Annotated in this window: 18 protein-coding genes; 12 read left to right on the forward strand and 6 right to left on the reverse strand. The window is 64.2% G+C overall.

Annotated elements, in window-relative coordinates; translation table 11 throughout:
• Nucleotides 1–68 precede the first annotated feature (68 nt).
• From LPJ38_RS22190 to LPJ38_RS38325, 5 genes are all read left to right on the forward strand, one after another.
• Nucleotides 69–1,691 carry a peptide chain release factor 3 gene (locus LPJ38_RS22190; RefSeq protein WP_060735831.1) on the forward strand — a complete coding sequence of 541 codons (1,623 nt, stop codon included), beginning with the start codon at nucleotides 69–71 and terminating at the stop codon, nucleotides 1,689–1,691.
• Nucleotides 1,692–1,748: 57 nt separating this feature from the next.
• Nucleotides 1,749–2,726, forward strand: a complete 978-nt coding sequence (locus LPJ38_RS22195; protein WP_145640994.1) for an ABC transporter substrate-binding protein — start codon at nucleotides 1,749–1,751, stop codon at nucleotides 2,724–2,726.
• A gap of 156 nt (nucleotides 2,727–2,882) precedes the next feature.
• On the forward strand, nucleotides 2,883–3,464 hold the full coding sequence (locus LPJ38_RS22200; RefSeq protein ID WP_167520718.1) for a hypothetical protein: 582 nt from the start codon (nucleotides 2,883–2,885) through the stop codon (nucleotides 3,462–3,464).
• 257 nt (nucleotides 3,465–3,721) lie between these two features.
• On the forward strand, nucleotides 3,722–4,984 hold the full coding sequence (locus LPJ38_RS22205) for a phytanoyl-CoA dioxygenase family protein (protein WP_145640990.1): 1,263 nt from the start codon (nucleotides 3,722–3,724) through the stop codon (nucleotides 4,982–4,984).
• 53 nt (nucleotides 4,985–5,037) lie between these two features.
• Nucleotides 5,038–5,484 (forward strand): acyltransferase family protein, encoded by a 447-nt coding sequence (locus tag LPJ38_RS38325; protein WP_430640296.1) that lies wholly within the window; start codon nucleotides 5,038–5,040, stop codon nucleotides 5,482–5,484.
• A gap of 35 nt (nucleotides 5,485–5,519) precedes the next feature.
• On the opposite strand, the gene LPJ38_RS22210 is transcribed toward LPJ38_RS38325, so the two are convergent.
• A protein-coding gene (locus LPJ38_RS22210) for an IS3-like element ISRj2 family transposase (RefSeq protein ID WP_109866565.1) occupies nucleotides 5,520–6,649 on the reverse strand; the annotation gives its coding sequence in 2 pieces (ribosomal slippage) (nucleotides 5,520–6,397 and nucleotides 6,397–6,649; 1,131 coding nt in all).
• Here LPJ38_RS22210 and LPJ38_RS22215 point away from each other — a divergent pair.
• The 7 genes from LPJ38_RS22215 to LPJ38_RS22245 all read left to right on the forward strand — a co-directional run bounded on the left by LPJ38_RS22215 (nucleotide 6,609) and on the right by LPJ38_RS22245 (nucleotide 14,408).
• Entirely contained in the window at nucleotides 6,609–7,586 is a 978-nt protein-coding gene (locus tag LPJ38_RS22215) for an acyltransferase family protein (protein WP_158644755.1), read from the forward strand. The two genes, LPJ38_RS22210 and LPJ38_RS22215, sit on opposite strands and share 41 nt — an antisense overlap.
• A 433-nt stretch (nucleotides 7,587–8,019) precedes the next feature.
• A complete protein-coding gene (locus LPJ38_RS22220) occupies nucleotides 8,020–8,604 on the forward strand; it encodes an NnrU family protein (RefSeq protein WP_145632469.1) in 585 nt (194 codons plus the stop codon).
• Between the two features lie 72 nt (nucleotides 8,605–8,676).
• Nucleotides 8,677–10,269, forward strand: a complete 1,593-nt coding sequence (locus LPJ38_RS22225; protein ID WP_145632465.1) for a class I adenylate-forming enzyme family protein — start codon at nucleotides 8,677–8,679, stop codon at nucleotides 10,267–10,269.
• 169 nt (nucleotides 10,270–10,438) lie between these two features.
• Nucleotides 10,439–11,092, forward strand: coding sequence for a tetratricopeptide repeat protein (locus LPJ38_RS22230; protein WP_145632462.1), 654 nt, complete (start codon nucleotides 10,439–10,441; stop codon nucleotides 11,090–11,092).
• 30 nt (nucleotides 11,093–11,122) lie between these two features.
• A complete protein-coding gene (locus tag LPJ38_RS22235; RefSeq protein WP_145632460.1) occupies nucleotides 11,123–11,671 on the forward strand; it encodes a hypothetical protein in 549 nt (182 codons plus the stop codon).
• A 104-nt stretch (nucleotides 11,672–11,775) separates the two neighbouring features.
• Nucleotides 11,776–13,158 carry a ribosome biogenesis GTPase Der gene (gene der, locus LPJ38_RS22240; RefSeq protein ID WP_145632457.1) on the forward strand — a complete coding sequence of 461 codons (1,383 nt, stop codon included), beginning with the start codon at nucleotides 11,776–11,778 and terminating at the stop codon, nucleotides 13,156–13,158.
• The gene (locus LPJ38_RS22245; protein ID WP_145632454.1) at nucleotides 13,155–14,408 is read left to right on the forward strand and encodes a TCR/Tet family MFS transporter; all 1,254 of its coding nucleotides are present in this window, start codon (nucleotides 13,155–13,157) and stop codon (nucleotides 14,406–14,408) included. Before der ends, LPJ38_RS22245 begins: the two co-directional genes overlap by 4 nt.
• A gap of 125 nt (nucleotides 14,409–14,533) precedes the next feature.
• Here the strand turns inward: LPJ38_RS22245 and LPJ38_RS22250 are convergent, their stop codons facing one another.
• The 5 genes from LPJ38_RS22250 to LPJ38_RS22270 all read right to left on the reverse strand — a co-directional run bounded on the left by LPJ38_RS22250 (nucleotide 14,534) and on the right by LPJ38_RS22270 (nucleotide 20,220).
• Nucleotides 14,534–15,760 carry an ABC transporter substrate-binding protein gene (locus LPJ38_RS22250; protein WP_167520431.1) on the reverse strand — a complete coding sequence of 409 codons (1,227 nt, stop codon included), beginning with the start codon at nucleotides 15,758–15,760 and terminating at the stop codon, nucleotides 14,534–14,536.
• 169 nt (nucleotides 15,761–15,929) lie between these two features.
• Nucleotides 15,930–17,078: an NHL repeat-containing protein gene (locus LPJ38_RS22255; protein ID WP_145632451.1), complete on the reverse strand. Its 1,149-nt coding sequence runs from the start codon at nucleotides 17,076–17,078 to the stop codon at nucleotides 15,930–15,932.
• An 81-nt stretch (nucleotides 17,079–17,159) separates the two neighbouring features.
• Nucleotides 17,160–17,900 carry an SDR family NAD(P)-dependent oxidoreductase gene (locus tag LPJ38_RS22260; RefSeq protein ID WP_145632448.1) on the reverse strand — a complete coding sequence of 247 codons (741 nt, stop codon included), beginning with the start codon at nucleotides 17,898–17,900 and terminating at the stop codon, nucleotides 17,160–17,162.
• Between the two features lie 138 nt (nucleotides 17,901–18,038).
• The gene (purF, locus tag LPJ38_RS22265; protein WP_145632446.1) at nucleotides 18,039–19,562 is read right to left on the reverse strand and encodes an amidophosphoribosyltransferase; all 1,524 of its coding nucleotides are present in this window, start codon (nucleotides 19,560–19,562) and stop codon (nucleotides 18,039–18,041) included.
• 28 nt (nucleotides 19,563–19,590) lie between these two features.
• Nucleotides 19,591–20,220, reverse strand: coding sequence for a CvpA family protein (locus LPJ38_RS22270; protein WP_008551921.1), 630 nt, complete (start codon nucleotides 20,218–20,220; stop codon nucleotides 19,591–19,593).
• Between the last annotated feature and the right edge of the window lie 116 nt (nucleotides 20,221–20,336).

The raw sequence follows: 20,336 nt of genomic DNA on the forward strand, positions 1-20,336 counted from the left end.
GCCGGAGGCCCCCGCAATCACCAAATGAGGCTTGATCAGGCCCATTTTCCCTGCCAAACGCTCCCGCCATGTCCGACATCGCCACCACCGCAGCCGAATCGCCGGCCCGTTCTCCGCTTGCCGCCGAAGTGGCGCGGCGGCGGACCTTTGCGATCATCTCCCACCCCGACGCCGGCAAGACCACGCTGACCGAGAAGCTGCTGCTGTTCGGCGGCGCGATCAATCTCGCCGGCCAAGTCAAGGCCAAGGGCGAGCGGCGCAACACGCGCTCGGACTGGATGAAGATCGAGCGCGAGCGCGGCATCTCGGTCGTGACCTCGGTGATGACCTTCGAGTTCGAAGGCCTCGTCTTCAACCTCCTGGACACGCCGGGCCACGAGGACTTTTCGGAAGACACCTACCGCACGCTCACCGCGGTCGATTCCGCGGTCATGGTCATCGACGCCGCCAAGGGCATCGAGGCGCGGACCCGGAAGCTGTTCGAGGTGTGCCGCCTGCGCGACATCCCGATCATCACCTTCATCAACAAGATGGACCGCGAGAGCCGCGACGTGTTCGAGCTGCTCGACGAGATCGAGAAGACGCTGGCGCTCGACACCACGCCGATGACTTGGCCGGTCGGCCGCGGCCGCGACTTCCTCGGTACCTATGACGTCGTCAATGGCGGCGTGCGCCTGCTCGAAGGCGGCGGCGCCAAGACCGGCGCGGCGCAGCAGATCGAGATCGAAGAGCTCGCCAAGTTGAATGCGAACCTAGACGTGTCGGCGGTGAAGGACGAGCTCGAGCTCGTCACCGAGGCGTCGAAGCCGTTCGAGCTCGAAGCGTTCCGCGAAGGCCATCTGACGCCGGTCTATTTCGGCAGCGCGCTGCGCAATTTCGGCGTCGGCGACCTCCTGGAGGGCCTCGGCAGGTTCGCGCCCGAGCCGCGCGCGCAGGACAGCGACCAGCGCAAGGTCGAGGCCACCGATCCGCGCATGAGCGCCTTCGTGTTCAAGATCCAGGCCAACATGGATCCGAACCACCGCGACCGTATCGCGTTTGCGCGGCTCTGCTCGGGCAAGCTCAGCCGCGGTATGAAGGCCAAGCTCGTGCGCACCGGCAAGAGCATGCCGCTGTCGAGCCCGCAATTCTTCTTCGCGCAGGATCGCTCGGTGGCGGACGAAGCCTTTGCCGGCGACGTCGTCGGCATTCCCAATCACGGCACGCTGCGCATCGGCGACACCTTGACCGAGGGCGAGGATTTCAACTTCGTCGGCGTGCCAAGCTTCGCGCCGGAAATCGTCCGCCGCGTTCGTCTCACCGATGCGATGAAGGCGAAGAAGCTGAAGGAAGCGCTGCAGCAGATGTCGGAAGAGGGCGTGGTGCAGGTGTTCCGGCCGCGCGACGGTGCGCCGGCGCTGGTCGGCGTCGTCGGCGCGCTGCAGCTCGACGTGCTCAAGGCGCGGCTCGAGGCGGAATATTCGCTGCCGGTGGAGTTCGAGGTCAGCGAGTTCCAGCTGGCGCGCTGGGTCTCCTCGGAGGATCGCAAGAAGCTCGACACCTTCATCGCCGCCAATACGTCGAGCATCGCCGACGATGTGGACGGCGATCCCGTGTATCTGGCACGAAACGAGTTTTATCTCGGCTACACAAGGGAGCGGGCCGAGGGCATCGAGTTCACCAACGTCAAGGACGTCAAGAAGAAGGGGTAATGTTTCCCGGACGTTCTCCGTGATGCAGGACGGCAACGCATAGCGAGGTCGACGGTCATGAGGCGGCGCGAATTCATCATGCTCGCTGCGGGCGCGGCGGCATACCCGTTCGGCGCATCCGCGCAAGGTCATGTGCGGCGGATCGGTGCGCTGGCGGGAGGCAAGGCCAGCGATCCGGAGAGCCAGGCCAGCTACCAGAAACTGCGACAGCGTCTGGGTGAACTCGGTTGGGAACAGGGACGCAATATCCAGATCGACTATCGCTGGTGGGCCGGCGATCCGAATCTGGCGGATGCTCAGGCGGCCGAGCTGGTGGAGATGCGGCCGGACGTGCTTCTGGCGATCAGCACGCCGTCAGTGGAAGCCTTGAGGCGCCGCGCGCCGAGCTTGCCGATCGTCTTCGCGGTCGTTGCCGATCCAGTGGGTGCGGGATTCGTTCAAAGTCTGGGCAAGCCCGGTGGAAATATCACGGGCTTCACGACTTTCGAGCCTGAAATGGCGGGCAAGTGGCTGCAACTGCTCAAGCAGGCCGCACCGGAGATGCGAAGGGTCGCCGCGGTCTTCAATCCGCGAACGGCTCCCATGATCTTGATGCCGTCCGTGGAGGCGGTCATTCCGGCTGTCCAGCTCCAGCTTGTTCCGGCGCCCGCACACGACGCCGCCGAGCTCGAACAGGCGATCTCCCGCTTTGCCGAGCAGCCACACGGCGGGCTGCTGATCTTTCCCGACGCGTTCCCAATCGTTCACCGGCGATTGATTCTCGACTTGGCGGCCACCCACCGTCTGCCGGGGATGTATCCGTTCCCATTCTTCGTCACAGAGGGTGGGCTGATGTCGTACGGCGTCTCGATTCCTCATCTCGTCGGTCGCGCGGCGGACTATGTCGACCGCGTCTTGAGAGGGGCGCGTCCGACGGACTTGCCGGTCCAGCAGCCGAATGAATTCCAGTTCCTGCTCAATCTCAAGACAGCCAATGCGTTAGGGCTGAGCTTGCCGCCCACGCTGGTGGCACAAGCGGATCGAATTATCGAGTGACGCGAATTTGCTGCCGAGTGAGTCTTCTACCTGGTGCGGCTGCCTGCACGGGGTAGCTTTGAAATTCTGTCGGCAAGGCCATCGTCGTATCGCGGCCAGCCTTGAACCTTTCACAACCGTCGCCACCTGTTGCAAATGCCATTGCGGTCTCGGCACATGTCGCGCTGCATTCTTGCTCTTCTTTTGCAGGCGACAATTTCGGCCGCCCCAGCCGACGCGCGGCCGCGGCAGATCAATCCGATCCCGTTCTCGCACGAGCCGTGCAGCGTACTCGACGGCCGGCCCTGCACGCCGTCCTATTGCAGCCCGCTCGAGCCCGGCCCCTGCATTCCCGAGATCGACTACCCCTACGGCCAGAACCTTCAGCTCACGATCCAGAGCGTGCCGTCCGAGGCCGACCGCGCCAAATACCAGAAGCCCGATCACGATCTCGACACCATCGGCGACCTCTTCGCCGAGCTGCGCAGCTGCTGGTCGCCGCCATCGGACCATGCGCGTGCAGGCATGCAGATGTCGGTGCGCTTCAGCTTTAACAAGACGGGCGGCCTGATCGGCCCGCCGCGTCTCACATACGCGACCGCGGGCGTGCCCGCCGAGATCAGGACCACCTATCTCAGCGCTATCAATTCATCGCTGAAGGCCTGCCTGCCGTTGAAGTTCACCAGCGGACTCGGCGGCGCGCTCGCGGGGCGGCCGATCGCAATCCGCTATGTCGACAATCGCGAGCTCGACAAATAGCTCTATCCCCTCATCCCGAGGAGCGCGCTCGCGCGCGTCTCGAAGGATGAAAGGCCGAGGTGTTGCAACAGCCGGGCCCGCATGGTTCGAGACGGCGCGCAAGGGCGCGCTCCTCACCATGAGGGGTGAGAGTTGCGAGCGGCCGCCGATCGATGATACCTCAGAGACGGGGCGCTGGCCGAAAGGGAGGGGCGCCTTGAACTGTCATCGGTTAATGTGTCGTTGTCGAAGCAGGGGGGCGTCCTGAGGGGGCAGATATGTTGCGCGACATTGGTAAGCGACTTTTCGGGAAGCCGTCTAAGAGCACGGCGTCGCTGGTCGATGCCGAGTATTCGGACGTCCTGAACGGCCGGATCGATGTGTTTGGCGCCCTGCGGTCCGGTCAAGTCGTGCTCGTGCGGAACATCGAACCGATCAAAGCCGGCCGCTTGAAAATGATCGAGCTCGCGGGTCCCAAGGCCGCGTCCGAGCTCGAACTGTTCTACCGCACCGGGGTTCCCCCGTCTCTGGATACGCTGCAGGGCCTCAGCCACGCCATTAAGGATTTCCGTTCGAAACGATTGTGGTCTCGGCTCCTCCACGACTTCTTCTCTGCGATGGAGCTGCCAAATCCCACGCGTTACGACGGCGGCATACCGCGGCTTGTTCTACCGCCAGAGGTCGTAGACGCAGCCAAGGCGTCGGGCCGCTTCGAGGGCACGGATTTTCAGCGAGCGACACCGGCTGGGCTGACTGAGATTTTTATGCCAACGCCGGCGAACATCCATCGAGATTTCAATCGGCCGCACCACCTGTTTCAGTTCAACATGTGGTTTCCCCTTCATGATGCGGATGCGGACGGAATCCTGCGCGTCTATCCTCACTTGTATCGGGAGCCCATATTCGACCAGAACTGCACTCCGGAGGCGCTCGCGGCGCTTGGCAAGCACGCGGAGTTCACGCTTGCTTTTGGCGACGCAATTCTCTTCCACGGCGAGCAACTTCACACGTCACCCATTGGCTCGTCCGGCGGCAGGCGCCAGTCGGTCGACTTCCGAGTCGCTGTCGACTGTCACGACGACAACGGGCATTACCGTCAGGGTTTCCTGAGCTCTCGTAACTTCGATGTGGTTCCGGGTGTTGGATCGGCCATCGACCTGATCATCGAGTTGGAGGAGACAAGCGGGATCTCCGAACAGCGCCAAGCCGAATTTCTGAAGGCGTTCGACGCGCTGCCTTTCACAGAAGATCGATACCTGCTCTTTGCCTCTAAGACGATCGATCAACAGCTCGTCGCGCAGGCGCTGCACAAGGTGATCAGCCTCACACCAGACTACTTCTGGGCTCTCAAAGCCGGTGAGATCGCGGCCAGTAAAGGCATGGGGAGCCTAGCTTCCGATGCGTTGATCAGGGTCCGACAGCTGGCCGAGGGTCACGATAAGCGTCCCGACTACATGGTGGTACAGTACAGCAATGCTCCCAACGAGCTCGGCCCCGATGCCGCGCTCGCTGCGATAGACCGTCTTGGCCAATCGGCGTGATGCAGAAGCGATACTTTCCGGCTTTGGAACCTTTGCGTGGACTGGCCGCGCTTATGGTGATCCTTGTTCATTGCGTGGTCACCTGGACGCCAGAGTTCTCGGTTGGCTTCCAAAACCTGTTGCTCGTCCCGATGAGCGGGAGGGCGCCGGTCATTTTATTCTTCGTCCTCAGCGGTTTCGTGCTGGCGAGTTCCTTCGATGGCTACTCCCTGCGAGCTGTGACCGGTTACTATGTACGTCGGCTGTTCCGCATAGTCCCGCTGGCGTGGGTTGGTCTCCTCATAGCACTTCTTGTAGCGGCTCTGACTCGCCAATGGGTACCCGACTTACCACTTAGTGATTGGTTGAGGCCGACGTTCACCGCGTCGGCAGATCGGCTGCCTGGCTGTAGAGCTGGCCCCGGTTGTTTGGACAGCGCCCCGCTGGATTTAAGTGGATTCCTGCCGGGTTATGCTGAACGCGGGGCTTTACGATTTTGTCGTTGCGTCGGGAGGGCGTAGCCCGACCAGAGCGACGACAAAATCGTCGGCGACGGTCATGCGGCCATCACCATAGCTTGCGTGCCGAAGTAAGCCTCGTCGGGCGTGCGCCCGTCAAGGCTCGAGTGAGGGCGTCCCTGATTGTAGAAGGCCAGATACTTGGCAATTGACGCTCGCGCCTCGGACACGCTGTCGTAGGCGCGGAGATAAACTTCTTCGTATTTGACCGTGCGCCAGAGCCGCTCGACAAACACGTTGTCGCGCCAGGCGCCCTTGCCATCCATGCTGATGGCGATCTTCGCGTCCAGCAGCACATCGGTGAACTCGAGGCTGGTGAACTGGCTGCCCTGGTCCGTGTTGAAAATCGCGGGCCTGCCGTGCTTCGCCAACGCCTCCTGGACCGCTTCGACGCAGAAGGCCGCCTCCATTGTGATCGAGACGCGATGGGCCAGGACCCGTCGGCTGAACACATCGACGACCGCCGCGAGATAGACGAAGCCACGCCGCATCGGAATGTAGGTGATGTCCATTGCCCACGCATGGTCGGGCCGCTCGATCTTCAATCCGCGCAACAGGTACGGGTAGATCTTGTGACCCGGAGCCGGCTTGCTCGTGTTCGGGCGACGATAGACCGCCTCGATCCCCATGCGCTTCATCAGCGTCGCGATGTGGCGGCGACCGGCGTATACCCCCTCCCGCCGCAGCAACGATCGCAGCATACGCGCTCCCGCGAAGGGATAATCGAGATGCAGCTCATCGAGCCGACGCATCAAGGCAAGGTCCTCGGCCGAAACTGGCCGAGGTTCATAGTAGACCGTGCTGCGAGCCAGCTTCAGGACCTTCGCCTGGCGCACGATAGAAAGATCATGACCGCGGTCGATCATCGCTTTGCGCTCAGCAGGCCCGCCTTGGTGAGCGCGCCGGACAAAAAATCGTTTTCCAACGCCAGCTCGCCGATCTTGGCATGCAACGCCTTCAAATCGACCGGCGTCTCGGCCGATGTCTTGTCATGCCCAAACACGCCGGCGGCGCCTTCCAGGAGCTGGTTTTTCCAGATCGTGATCTGGTTCGGATGAACATCAAACAGTTGCGCCAGCTCCGCCAGTGTCTTGTCTCCTTTGACCGCAGCCAAAGCAACCTTCGCCTTGAATGCCGGAGAATGCGTCCGGCGGCTCTTCTTCGTCATCTTCGCTCCTGATTCGCAGCAAGAATCCTCGCCGCTGTCAGGCAGAAAATCCACTCAAGCTACTGTCCGAATTTGCGGGGCCAGCTCTTGTCTTCTCTTTGCGACCAATGAGATCAACCCGGTCTACTGGACCCTGCACGTCGAAATCGTTGGCAGCATATTGTTGCCGCTTATGTTGCTCAACGCACCGCTGGCTTTGATTCTCTGCTTCGGCCTGCAATTCTGGCCCGCCCATCTTGTTCCGCTTTGGGTGATGACGAACATGTTGCTATTCAGTTTCGCTGCTGGCGTGCTGACCTATAGGCTGGTCGAGAAGGTCCAGTTTCGCGTTGAACGCTACTGGGGCATCGGAGGCGCGATGCTGCTCGTATTCGCTCACGCCGTGATCGGCCCGCGATCATTCTCGGGTTGGCACCTGGGCTCTATCGAGGCGCTCCGCGTCAACCTCGGCGCGATGGATAATCTAGGACTTTTGGCCCAGCACAGTTTAGAGACCACCGGCGCGGCCGTCTTAGTTGCCGTGCTCGCTTGCAACCCCATTAGGCTGTTGCAGGCGGCGCCACTACGCATGCTTGGTCAGATCTCATACTCCGTCTATGTCGCGCATATTCCCGCGCTTATCTTGGTAGCAGCCGCCGTCTCCCTGGTCACCTCCGATCCGGTCATCCGGCTCGCTTTGATGGTCGGGATTACCGTCCCTCTCTCGGTGGCTGTTGCAACCACGGTCCATCTGGTCGTGGAGAAGCCAGGTATGGGGTTAGGACGCAAACTCCAGACCGCCGTCCTCGGGTTATCGAGCTTCTCCCCTCGGGATGTGAGGCAAACTGTCGATACAGCCGAGGGACGCAGAGACCTCCAAAGCTACGCCGGGCCGGGAGGGTACTCGGCCGACGACGCTTCAGCGAAGACGGCAGGCCGGGCGACGACCCCGGGTTGAGCGCGAGCACGTGAATAACTGCGGGGTTGGCGTTGTGAGAAGCAATGCCATCTTCAACTCGGGTAATCTTGCGCATCATGTGGCGCGGCATTCTCATCTCTCCGACTGGCAGCATCGGCCGCCGCCGACTTGCGGCTCCCGCAGATCAAGCCTATCCCCTTCTCGGACGATCCGTGCACCGTGCTCGACGGTCAGCCCAGCATGCAATCCGCTATGTCGACAATCGCGAGCTCGACAAATAGCTCTATCCCCTCATCCCGAGGAGCGCGCTCGCGCGCGTCTCGAAGGATGAAAGGCCGAGGTGTTGCAACAGCCGGGCCTGCATGGTTCGAGACGGCGCGTTGCGCCTCCTCACCATGAGGCGTGAGAGTTGCGAGCGGCCGCCGATCGATGATACCTCAGAGACGGGGCGCTGGCCGAAGGGGAGGAAGTCGTGGGTCTGGTGGTCATGATCCTGGGGCTGGTGTTGTTTTTCGCAGCCCATGTCTTCACGACGAAACGCAAGGCGCGCGCGCAGGCGATCGCGAAGCTCGGCGAGGGGACCTACAAGATCCTCTATTCGCTGGTCTCGCTGGCGGGGCTCGCGCTGATCATCTGGGGTTATGCCCATTACCGCAGCACCGGCTGGATCGACCTCTGGTATCCGCCGAAGGCGATGAAGCACATCACGCTGGCTTTGATGCTGCCCGCAGTCATTCTGGTGGTGGCCTCTTACTTGCGCGGCCGCATTTATGCGACGCTGAAGCATCCAATGCTGGCCGGCATCAAGCTGTGGGCCGCTGCGCACCTGCTCGCCAATGGCGATCTCGGCTCCATCATCCTGTTTGGCTCGTTCCTGGGCTGGGCGGTGTATGATCGCATCACGCTGAAGCGTCGCACCGATGGCGGTGGGCCGCCGATACCCGTCGGCGGCGTCAGCAACGATCTGATCGCAGTCGCGGTCGGCGTCGTTGCTTACCTGGCGCTGGCCTTTGCGTTCCATCCGGTCGTGATCGGCGTCCCCGTGATCGGGGTCTAGCCGGTCAGCACAAGACGCAACCCGGCTGTCCATGCGCGGAAGCTGGCAAGAGCAACAAGCCGAGGTTCTTCGATGGATTGGTCGCAATCTCAGATCCCGCCGATGCGGCTCGAGGTGCGCTTTGGCGATCGGGTGGTGCCGGCGTTCGCGGAGCGGCCGGCTGGCCTCTGGGCGATGGTCGCGGAAGCCTGCGACCGCAATGGAGACGGCGAAGCGCTGATCTGCGGCGATGTCCGCCTGAGCTGGCGGCAGGCGGTGGAGCAGGCCGCGCGGATCGCGGCGGGGTTCCGCAAGCTTGGCCTCGAGCGCGGCGACCGCGTCGCCATCCTGCTCGGCAACCGCATCGAATTTCCGCTGCTGCTGTTTGCCGCCGCCCATGAGGGGCTGGTCACAGTCCTGCTCAGCACGCGTCAGCAAAAGCCGGAGATTGCCTATGTGCTTGCCGATTGCGGCGCGAAGCTCCTGATCCACGAGGCAGCGCTCGCCGAGCGGCTGCCCGATGCGCAGGATACGCCCGATCTGATCCATCGCATCGCCATCGACGACGATCCGGCCCGGTCCCGCTTCGCCGCGCTTTCCGACAACGCGGCGGCGCCTGCGCCGGTCGAGGTGAACGAAGAGGACACCGCGATGATCCTCTACACCTCGGGCACCACGGGCAAGCCGAAGGGCGCGATGCTGGCCCATTGCAACATCGTCCACTCCTCGATGGTGTTCGTGTCCTGTCTGCAATTGACGGCAGCGGATCGCTCGGTCGCCGCGGTGCCGCTCGGCCATGTCACCGGCGTCGTCGCCAACATCACGACCATGATCCGCTGCGGTGGCGCGCTGATCATCATGCCCGAGTTCAAGGCGGCCGATTACCTCAAGCTCGCCGCGCGCGAGCGCGTCACCTACACCGTGATGGTGCCGGCGATGTACAATCTCTGCCTGCTCCAGCCCGATTTCGACGGCTATGACCTGTCGAGCTGGCGCATCGGCGGCTTCGGCGGCGCGCCGATGCCGGTCGCGACCATCGAGAGGCTCAAGGCGAAGATTCCCGGCCTGAAGCTGATGAACTGCTACGGCGCGACCGAGACGACGTCGCCCTCGACGATCATGCCGGGCGAGCTGACCGAGAGCCATATCGACAGCGTCGGCCTGCCGTGTCCGGGCGCGCGTATCGTCGCGATGGGGGCGGACGGGCGCGAGCTGCCTCCTGGCGAGATCGGCGAGCTCTGGATCCAGAGCGCCTCCGTCATCAAGGGCTATTGGAACAATCCGAAGGCCACCACCGAGAGCTTCACCAGCGGGTTCTGGCACTCCGGCGATCTCGGCTCCGTCGATGCCGATGGCTTCGTCCGCGTGTTCGACCGGCAGAAGGACATGATCAACCGCGGCGGCCTGAAGATCTATTCGGCCGAGGTCGAATCCGTGCTGGCCGGCCACCCCGCCGTGGTCGAGAGCGCGATCATCGCCAAGGCCTGTCCGGTGCTGGGCGAGCGCGTCCACGCCGTCGTGGTGACGCGCAGCCCGGTCGCCGACACCGACTTGCGGGCCTGGTGCGCGGAGCGGCTGTCCGACTACAAGGTTCCCGAGACCGTGGCGATCACCGCCGAGCCGTTGCCACGCAATGCCAATGGCAAGGTGCTGAAGCGGCAGCTGCGGGAGCTGCTCGGAAGCTGAGCTGGGCAGACGGTTCTCCGGGCCTTTCCGGGGTGGTTAACGCCTTGATTGGGCTCGCTTTGCCTTGCCACCGCCATATCGTTAGGGTACCTCGCCGCCACGTGGGGAACGGGATTCCTGACGCGAACGCTTTGGCGCGCGCACCCGAATGGGCATGGGATTGGCATAAGTGTCTGATTTATTTGGCGAAGTCGACGAGGAAATGCGTCGCGAACAGCTCAAGAAGCTGTGGGACAAGTATTCGATCTACTTCATCGTCCTGATGGTGCTGATCGTCGCTGGCGTCGCCGGCTGGCGCGGCTATCAGTATCTGGAGTCCAAGAAAGCCGCCGAGGCCGGCGCGGCCTTCGAGAAGGCCGTCGAGCTGTCCGAGCAGGACAAGCACGCGGACGCGGAGAAGGCCTTCACCGAGCTCGCCGCCAAGGCCCCGTCGGGCTATCGCACGCTGGCGCGGCTGCGCGCTGCGGGCGAGGCCGCCAGCCGCGATTCCAAGGCCGCGGCAAAAATGTATGACGACATCGCCGCCGATCGCAGCGTCGGCGGCGAGTGGCAGGATCTGGCCAAGCTCCGGGCCGCCGGTCTCATGCTCGACAGCGCGAGCTATGCCGACATGCAGCAGCGGCTGGAGGCCTCCGCCGCGCCGAAATCGACCTTCCGCCACAGCGCCCGCGAAATGCTGGCGCTTTCGGCCTGGCGCAACAACGACATGACCGCGGCCCGCAAATGGCTCGACGCGATCTCCGAGGATAACGAAACACCGCCCGGCCTGCGCTCGCGCGCCGAGGCGCTTCAAGCCCTGCTGCCCCCCGTCGCCAAAAGCTGACGACGGTTCTCTGACGTAACGAGACACAAGATGCGCCGCACGCCACGCTTGATCGCAGCCGCTGTCCTGATCGCCTTCACTGGCGTCCTGGGCGGCTGCTCCAGCTTCGATCCAAGCGACATGCTCGACTTCCTCGACACCAAGAAGAAGCTGCCGGGCGACCGCAAGCCGGTGTTTCCCGAGGGCGTGCCGGGCCTCGAGCAGGGCGTGCCGAAGGACCTGTACAAGGGCGCGCAGCAGCAGCCCGATCCGAACGCGCCGGCCGTCGCGGCGCTGCCTGCCGAGCCTCCGCCCGAGCCGGCGAGGCCGGCGAAGGGGGCCAAGTCAGCGAAGTCCAGGCAGCCCGCCACGGCGGCCGCACCGGCTGAAGCGCCCGCCGGCGAAGTCGATGGCGAGGTCCAGCCGGAGGCCGCGCCGGCGACGGCGGCTCCCCCGCCCAAGCACAAGATCGTCCGCAGGCGTACCACCGCGCCGCCGCCGGATCAGCCCGTCCAGCAGGCGCAACCGGCCCAGGCCCCGCAGCAGCAGTCGCAAAGCGCCTTCCCGGCGCCGCTGCCGAGCGGCAGCTTCTCGCGATAGAGCATGATCCGGAAAAGTGTGAAGCGGTTTTCCGAAAAGATCATGCTCAAACAATTAGTCCCGTTGCATTGACAGGCGCAGCCCCGGCAGCGCACGAATGACCGATGTCCTTCACGATCGCCATCATCGGCCGGCCCAATGTCGGCAAATCGACGCTGTTCAACCGTCTGGTCGGGCAGAAGCTCGCGCTGGTCGATGACCTGCCGGGCGTCACCCGCGACCGTCGCGAGGGTGAGGCCAGGCTCGGCGATCTCGAGTTCACCATCATCGATACCGCCGGCCTCGACGAGGGTGCCAAGGGCTCGCTGACCGCGCGCATGCAGGAGCAGACCGAGACCGCGATCGCCCAGGCCGACGCGCTGTTCTTCGTCATCGACGCCCGTATCGGCCTGACGCCGACCGATCGTGCCTTCGCCGATTTCGCCCGCAAGGCCAACAAGCCGGTGCTGCTGGTCGCCAACAAGAGCGAAGGCAAGCATGGCGATGCCGGTGCGATGGAAGCCTTTGCGCTCGGCCTCGGCGATCCCATCCAGATCTCGGCCGAGCATGGCGAGGGCATGGGCGAGCTTTATGACGAGCTTGCCAAGCTGATGCCCGAGCCGGTCGATGAGGACGAGGACGAGGACGACGCGCCGATCTCGGAGGAAGAGGCCGCCACGCGTCCGATCCGGGTCGCCATCGTCGGCCGGCCCAATGCCGGCAAGTCGACGCTGATCAATCATCTGCTCGGCGAGGAGCGCCTGTTGACCAGCCCGGAGGCCGGCACCACGCGCGATTCCATCGCGGTCGAGATCAACTGGAAGGGCCGCGATTTCCGCGTGTTCGACACCGCGGGCCTGCGCCGGCGCTCGCGCATCGAGGAAAAGCTGGAGAAGCTATCGGTCGCGGACGCGTTGCGCGCGGTGCGCTTTGCCGAAGTCGTCGTGCTGATGATGGACACGCAGAACCGCTTCGAGGAGCAGGACCTGCGCATTGCCGATCTGATCGAGCGCGAGGGACGGGCGGTCGTGCTTGCCGTCAACAAATGGGACCTGATGGAGACCAAGGGCGGCGGCGCGATCTCGGGCCTGCGCCGCGACGCCGACCATTGGCTGCCGCAGCTCAAGGGCGTGCCAATCGTCGCCGTGTCGGGCCTGATGGGCGAGGGCATCGACCGTCTGATGCAGGCGATCCAGGACGCCTATGCGATCTGGAACAGGCGTGTGCCGACGGCTGCGCTCAATCGCTGGTTCGAGCAGGCGATCCAGGCCAATCCGCCGCCGGCCGTCTCCGGGCGCAGGCTGAAGCTGAACTACATCACCCAGACCAAGGCGCGCCCGCCGAGCTTCGTGCTGTTCTGCTCGCGTGCCGATGCGGTGCCGCAATCCTATTTGCGCTATCTCACCAACTCGATGCGCGAGACGTTCGAACTGCCGGGCACGCCGGTCCGCATCACGCTTCGCGAAAAGGCCAATCCCTTCGCGCACAAGCGCAAGCGGCCGTCGTGAGTGACGGCTCCGGCGGGGCGACGGCGCAGGGTGCAGCGCCGATCCGGCGCGGCGCGGTCGCCTTCATCTTCGTCACCATCCTGCTCGACATGCTCGCGCTCGGCGTGATCATGCCGATCCTGCCCAAGCTGATCGAAAGCTTCGTCGACAACGACACCGCGCATGCGGCGCGCATCTTCGGCCTGTTCGGCACCGCCTGGGCGCTGATGCAGTTCGTGTTCTCGCCGCTGCTCGGCGCACTGTCGGATCGCTTCGGGCGCCGGCCGGTGGTGCTGCTGTCGAATTTCGGGCTCGCGGCCGATTACGTGTTGATGGCGCTGGCGCCGTCGCTGCTCTGGCTGTTCATCGGCCGGGTGATCTCCGGCATCACCTCGGCGAGCATCTCGACCGCGTTCGCCTATATCGCCGACGTCACCCCGCCGGAACGGCGTGCCGCGGTCTTCGGCAGGATCGGTGCGGCCTTCGGGGCGGGCTTCATCCTGGGGCCGGCGCTCGGCGGCCTGCTCGGCGATGTCGATCCGCGCCTGCCGTTCTGGGCCTCGGCGGGCTTAAGCTTCGCCAATGCGCTCTATGGGCTCTTTGTCCTGCCGGAATCGCTAGCGTCCGACAAACGTGCACCGTTTCGTTGGCGCAGTGCCAGTCCGGTCGGGGCGCTGAATTTGTTGCGGTCCAATGCCGTGCTGGCCGCCTTGTCGGTCGTCAACTTCATCGCGCAGGTCGCGCATGTCGTCCTGCCCTCGACCTTCGTGCTCTATGCGACCTATCGCTACGGCTGGGACTCCAAGACCGTAGGACTGACGCTCGCCATGGTCGGTATCTGCGCCATGGTGGTGCAGGGGCTTGCGATCGGCCCGATCGTGCGCGCGCTCGGCGAGCGCAACGCGTTGCTGCTCGGTCTGTGCGCTGGCGCGCTCGGCTTCGTCGTCCTGGGCGCTGCGCCCACGGGACCGCTGTCCTGGCTCGGCATTCCCATTCTAGCGCTATGGGGTATCTCCGGCGCCGCCTCGCAAGCACTGATGACGCGGCTGGTCGCGCCCGATCAGCAGGGCCAGTTGCAGGGCGCGACCGCGAGCGTGCAGAGCGTCTCGCAGCTCGTCGGCCCGTTCCTGTTCACGCTGACATTTTCCTATTTCATCGGCGCCAGCGCCCCGCTGCATCTGCCCGGCGCGCCGTTCCTGCTTGCTGCGGTGCTGATGGTGGTGTGCGTCGCGATCGCGGTGCGGACGTTGGGTGGGGCGAAGGAAAGCTGATTGTCCGTCATGGCCGGGCTTGTTGTCCCGGCCATCCACGTTCTGTCTCTCTGGCCTCAAACGTGGATGCCCGGGACAAGCCCGGGCATGACGCCGTCAAGACCTTTGCGATGACCGCTACGCGGTCACTTCTTCACCAGCGGGCAGTCGCTGTCCTTGAGCGGCTTGGCCGCATCTTCCGGGGCGATCGTGGCGATCTGCTTGTAATAATCCCACGGACCCTTCGACTCCTCGGGCTTCTTCACCTCGAACAGATAGGCCGGGATCAGGCGGCGTCCGTCCTGGCGCAGGGGGCCGTTGCCGAACAGCGGATCGTCGGTCGGAAGCTCCTTCATCTTGGCGACGACCTTGGCACCATCACGGGGATTGCCGCCGAGCGCTTCCATCGCCTTCAGATAATGCAGCACCATGGCGTAGTTGCCGGCCTGGGTCATCGAGGGCATTGCGTTCTTGCTGGCCTGCGCCGCGAAGCGCTTGGACCATTCACGGGTCTTGTCATTCAGGTCCCAGTAGAACGACTCGGTGAAGGTCAGGCCCTGCGCGGTCTTGAGGCCCAGCGAGTGCACGTCGTTGATGAACAGCAGCAGCGCCGCGAGCTTCTGGCCGCCCTGGACGATGCCGAACTCGGCGGCCTGCTTGATGGCGTTGGTGGTGTCGCCGCCAGCATTGGCGAGGCCGATGATCTTGGCCTTCGACGATTGCGCCTGAAGCAGGAAGGAAGAGAAGTCCGCGGTGTTGAGCGGGTGCTTGACGCCGCCGAGCAGCTTGCCGCCATTGGCGGTGACGACCGCGCCGGTGTCGCGCTCCAGCGCATGACCGAACGCGTAATCGGCAGTCAGGAAGAACCAGCTGTCGCCGCCGGCCTTGGTCAGCGCCTTGCCGGTGCCGTTGGCGAGCATGTAGGTGTCGTAAGTATAGGAGATGGTGTTCGGCGTGCAGGCCTTGCCGGTGAGGTCCGCGGTGGCCGCGCCCGAATTGAGCAGCACCGCATTCTTCTCCTTGACGAGGTTGCTCACCGCGAGCGCCACGCCGGAACTCGGCGTGTCCGCGATCGCGTCGACCTTCTCGTTGTCGATCCACTGCCGGGCGATGTTGACGCCGACGTCAGGCTTGTTCTGGTGGTCGCCGCTCAGGACTTCGATCTTCCAGCCCTTCTTGAGCAGGCCGGAATCCTCGACCGCCATCTTGATCGCGACCACGGAGTTCGGGCCGCCGATGTCGGCATAGAGGCTGGACATGTCGTTGAGCACGCCGATCTTGACGGTCTTGTCCTGAGCCTGGGCGGATGTGGCAAAACCGAAAGCGGCGCAGGCCAGAAAGGCGGCGGTATGGCGTGCGAACGTCGTCATCATGAAAGACTTCCTCCATTGTCAAATATGTGGACGGCCCTCTTGGTGGAGCCTTTGTTCCGGCTGATGGCTCTAGCCTGTCCCACGGTCGGCGGCAATCCGCCTAAAGCCGGATGACGCTGCGTCGAAGCGTCATCCGTCAGTTAACATTTGGTCAAAATGCGTTGAGGCGCTAATTGAGCGCGTCCGAGGTCAGCCTGAATTTTTGGATGCGCTTTCCGGTGTCGACCTCGGCGGTATAAACGTTACCCTTGGCATCGATTGCCATGGCATGGACCCAGTGGAATTGCCCGGCGTTGCGGCCGTTGTGGCCGAAGCTGCCGACGACGCTGCCGTCCTCGCGCTTGATCACCCGGATTTCGTTGTTCTCGCCGTCGGCGCTGAGCAGATAGGTCTGCTTCGGATCCGGCCAGATCGCGATGTCCCAGACGGCGCCGTTGCCGAGCGTGTTCTTCTCGTAGAAAAACTCCTTCACGAACGTGCCGTCCTTCCTGAATACTTGGATGCGGTTGTTGATTCGATCGCAGACGTAGACCAGCCCGTCATTGGCGAGTTTCACGCAGTGGACGGGATTGCCGAATTGTTGGGCAACCGGGGCCTTGGGATCATAGGGCGCCTGCTTGTCATCGTTCGGCTTGTTGCCGTAGGCGCCCCAATGCCGCTTGTAGGCCAGCGTCGTCGCATCGAACACGATGACGCGGCGGTTGCCATAGCCGTCGGCGACGTAGATCTCGTTCGCCTCCTTGTCGATCGCGGTCTCGGCGGGTTTGCCGAGCTGCGTCGTGTCGTTGCTGCCGAGGCTCGGCGCGAACTTGCCGATCTGGCCGACGAACTTGCCGTCGAGCGTGAACTTCAGGATGGCGTTGTCGTTGTCGGCATTGCCGCCGACCCAGACGAAGCCGCGCTCGTCGACCTCGATGCCGTGCTCGCGGCCGACCCATTCATAGCCCTGGCCCGGGCCGCCCCATGAGCGCAGCAGGTTGCCGTCGCTGTCGAATTCGAGCACGGGCGGCGCCGATACGCAGCACTTGGAGCGCGGCGGGTTGAGGCTTGCGCCTTTCTCGTCGTCGGTGAGCGAGCGCGGGCGATGGATCACCCAGATATGGCCCTGCGCATCGACGGTGATGCCGCCGACCTGGCCGAGGATCCAATTGTTCGGCAGCTGCTTCGGCCAGGAGGGATCGACCGCGAAGGTCGGGATGTCGCCGGCGCTCGCCATGCCCGGAAGCACGAGGGCGACGGCTGCGATCAGAAGCGAAATTGCGTGAGAAACCTTCGCGAGCGCCCGCGCAAGGCTTGCGCGATCGTGCCATGATGCCATGGCGACCTCCCTTATTGTTGGCCTTGCGGCTTGCTGCCGCTTAGGCGCGCGCAGTCAATCGCGGGGAGGTCATGGAGTCAATCAGGCCGGCGGGCGGAAGCTCATCAGGCTGCGCGTCTTGTAGTCGTAGAACTTGCCGGTCTCGGTCCAGTCGGGCGCGCACATCGGCAGGATGAATTCGGCCACCTGCTCGGGCGTATCGAGCGTCTCGGGGTCTTCGCCCGGCATCAGGGTCGCGCGCATGCGGGTGCGGACCGGGCCGGGATTGAACAGATTGACGCGCAGCTTGGTGTTCGCGGTCTCCTGCGCCCAGGCGCGCGCCAGGGTTTCCAGCGCAGCCTTCGACGCTGCGTAGGGGCTGACATAGGCGGTGGCCTTGTTGGCGGCCGCCGAGGTGATGAAGACGGCGCGGCCTGCATCGGATTGCTTCAGCAGCGGCTCCATGCAGCGGATCAGCTGGAAGTTCGCGGAGACGTTCACCGCCATCACGTCGTTGAAGGCCTTCAGCTCGATATGGCCGACCGGCGAGGATGGGCCGAGCACGCCCGCATTGCCGACCAGGATGTCGAGCTTGCCGTAGCGCTCATGCAGGCCGGCACCCAGCCGCGCGATACCGTCGGAATCGGTGAGGTTGAGCGGCACCAGGGTGGCGCTGCCGCCGTCCTTGCGGATCTCGTCGTCCAGCTCTTCCAGCCCGCCCTGCGTCCGCGCCACCGCAACGATATGCGCGCCGGCCTTTGCCAGAGCGATGGCCGTGGCATAGCCGATGCCGCGCGAGGCGCCGGTGACGAGAGCGATGCGGTCGGTGAGGGGTTTTGTCATCGTCGAATACTTCCGTCATGCCCGAGCTTGACCCAGGCATCCACGTTCTTTCCGGCGGGTATTACAGACGTGGATGGCCGGGACAAGCCCGGCCATGACGAAAAGGGGCCTCTGATGATCCCCCAGGGACGACAGGCGTCAGCTCGCTTCCGCCAACAGGGACAGTTGCCGCGGCTGCGGCTCGGTCTGGGTCTGGTCGGTGAGATGCGTCGGATAGGCCCCGGTGAAGCAATGATCCGAGAATTTCGGATTGGCGGGGTCGCGGCCGGGCTCGCCCATGGCACGGTACATGCCGTCGATCGACAGGAAGGCGAGCGAGTCGGCGCCGATGATCTCGCGCATCTCCTCCAGCGAATGCGTCGCCGCCAGAAGACCGCCGCGGTCGGGCAAATCGATGCCGTAATAGTCGGGATAGAGGATCGGGGGCGAGGCGAGGCGGAAGTGCACCTCGGTCGCGCCGGCATCGCGCATCATGCGCACGATCTTCTTCGAGGTGGTGCCGCGCACCAGCGAATCGTCGATCAGAATGATGCGCTTGCCTTCGATCGCGGCGCGGTTGGCCGAATGCTTCATGCGCACGCCGGATTCGCGGATCGCCTGCGTCGGCTGGATGAAGGTGCGGCCGACATAGTGGTTGCGGATGATGCCGAGCTCGAAGGGCACGCCGGAGAACTGGCTGTAGCCGACCGCGGCGGGAACGCCGGAATCCGGCACCGGCACCACGACGTCGACCGGAACGTGGCTCTCGCGGGCGAGCTGCGCGCCGAAATTCTTGCGCACCTCGTAGACCGAGCGGCCGTGCACGATGGAATCCGGACGCGAGAAGTAGATGTATTCGAAGATGCAGGGGCGCGGCGCCATCGGCGGGAACGGCTTGTGGATGTCCTGGCCGTTCTCGTCGAACACGATGACCTCGCCGGGCTCGATGTCGCGCACGAACCGCGCGCCGATGATGTCGAGCGCGCAGGTCTCCGAGGTCAGGATCGGGCAGCCGTCGAGCTCGCCAAGCACCAGCGGACGAATGCCGCGCGGATCGCGCGCGCCCACCAGCTTCTTGTTGGTCAGCGAGACCAGCGCGTAGGCGCCTTCGATCTCGCGCAATGCGTCGATATAGCGCTCGATGAAGCGGCTGCGCTTGGAACGCGCGACCAGATGCAGGATCACCTCGGTGTCGGTGGTCGACTGCATCATCGCGCCGTGCCGGACCAGCTCGCGGCGCAGCGTCAGGCCGTTGGTCAGGTTGCCGTTATGCGCGACGGCAAGGCCCCCGGCATTGAGCTCGGCGAACAGCGGCTGCACGTTGCGCAGGATGGTGGCGCCGGTGGTGGAATAGCGGACATGGCCGACCGCGACATTGCCGGGCAGGCGGTCGATCACCTCGCGGCGGGAGAAGGTGTCGCCGACGAGGCCGAGGCGGCGTTCTGAGTGGAAGCGGCTGCCGTCGTAGGAGACGATGCCGGCGGCTTCCTGACCGCGGTGCTGGAGAGCGTGGAGACCGAGCGCCGTGATGGCGGCGGCGTCGGGATGGCCGTAGATGCCGAACACGCCGCATTCCTCGCGCAGCGTATCGCCCTCCAGATCGTCCTGTAGCTCGAGCGCGGCCGGGCCTGAACCGGCCCCTGGATCGAGATCAAGCTGAGCGTCCTGGTCAGGGTGTCGCATCTCGTCCGCGCCTTTCTTTAGGGGCCAATCAACGCGCCGCAGGTTTCTCGATCAGCTTCTTCATGCCGTCACGAGCCGATTTACTGTACCCGTCGCCACTGCCCGAAGGCTGCTGCTCGGATTCAGCTTGTTCATCATCTGGTTTGTTTTTCTTGAATCTCTTCAAGATGGTGTTCTCGGGGTCGTCGGGCAAGAGGGCCATCAGCCAATCCCCGGTTCCCTGGAGCACGACGCGGGACTTGGCGCCGGTGACCCAGTCCGGGCGCTGCTTGTCCGGAACCAGCCAGGTGAAGAACAGGAAGGCGACCACGACGATCAAAAGCCCGCGAGCAAGGCCGAACAGGAAGCCGAGGGTGCGGTCCAGCGCGCCGATGCGCGAATCCAGGATCATGTCGGAGATTCGCACCGTGATCACGGAAACCACGACCAGTGTGCCCACGAACACGCCGGCGACCACGACCACGCTCGCGACCGTGTCGTTGTTGAAATAGGTCTTGGCGGTCGGCAGCAGCTTCGAGAACGAGTACAGCGTCACGATCGCGGCGGCGCCCCAGGCGGCGATCGACAGGATTTCGCGCATGAAGCCGCGGACCATCGCGAGCAGGCCCGAGATCAACATCACACCGAGCAGGATCAGGTCGAGGATGGTTACTGGCATCGGCTGGTCTGGTCCGCTCGTACTCTCAAAGGTGCTCTAGCGAATCGGTGCTTGGCCGCTGCCTTAAAAGAGGGGCAGACGGCGTTCCCGGCAAGGCCGCAACCACGCAATCCCAT

Origin of the sequence: Bradyrhizobium daqingense (assembly GCF_021044685.1) — a bacterium.
GTDB classification, from domain to species: domain Bacteria; phylum Pseudomonadota; class Alphaproteobacteria; order Rhizobiales; family Xanthobacteraceae; genus Bradyrhizobium; species Bradyrhizobium daqingense.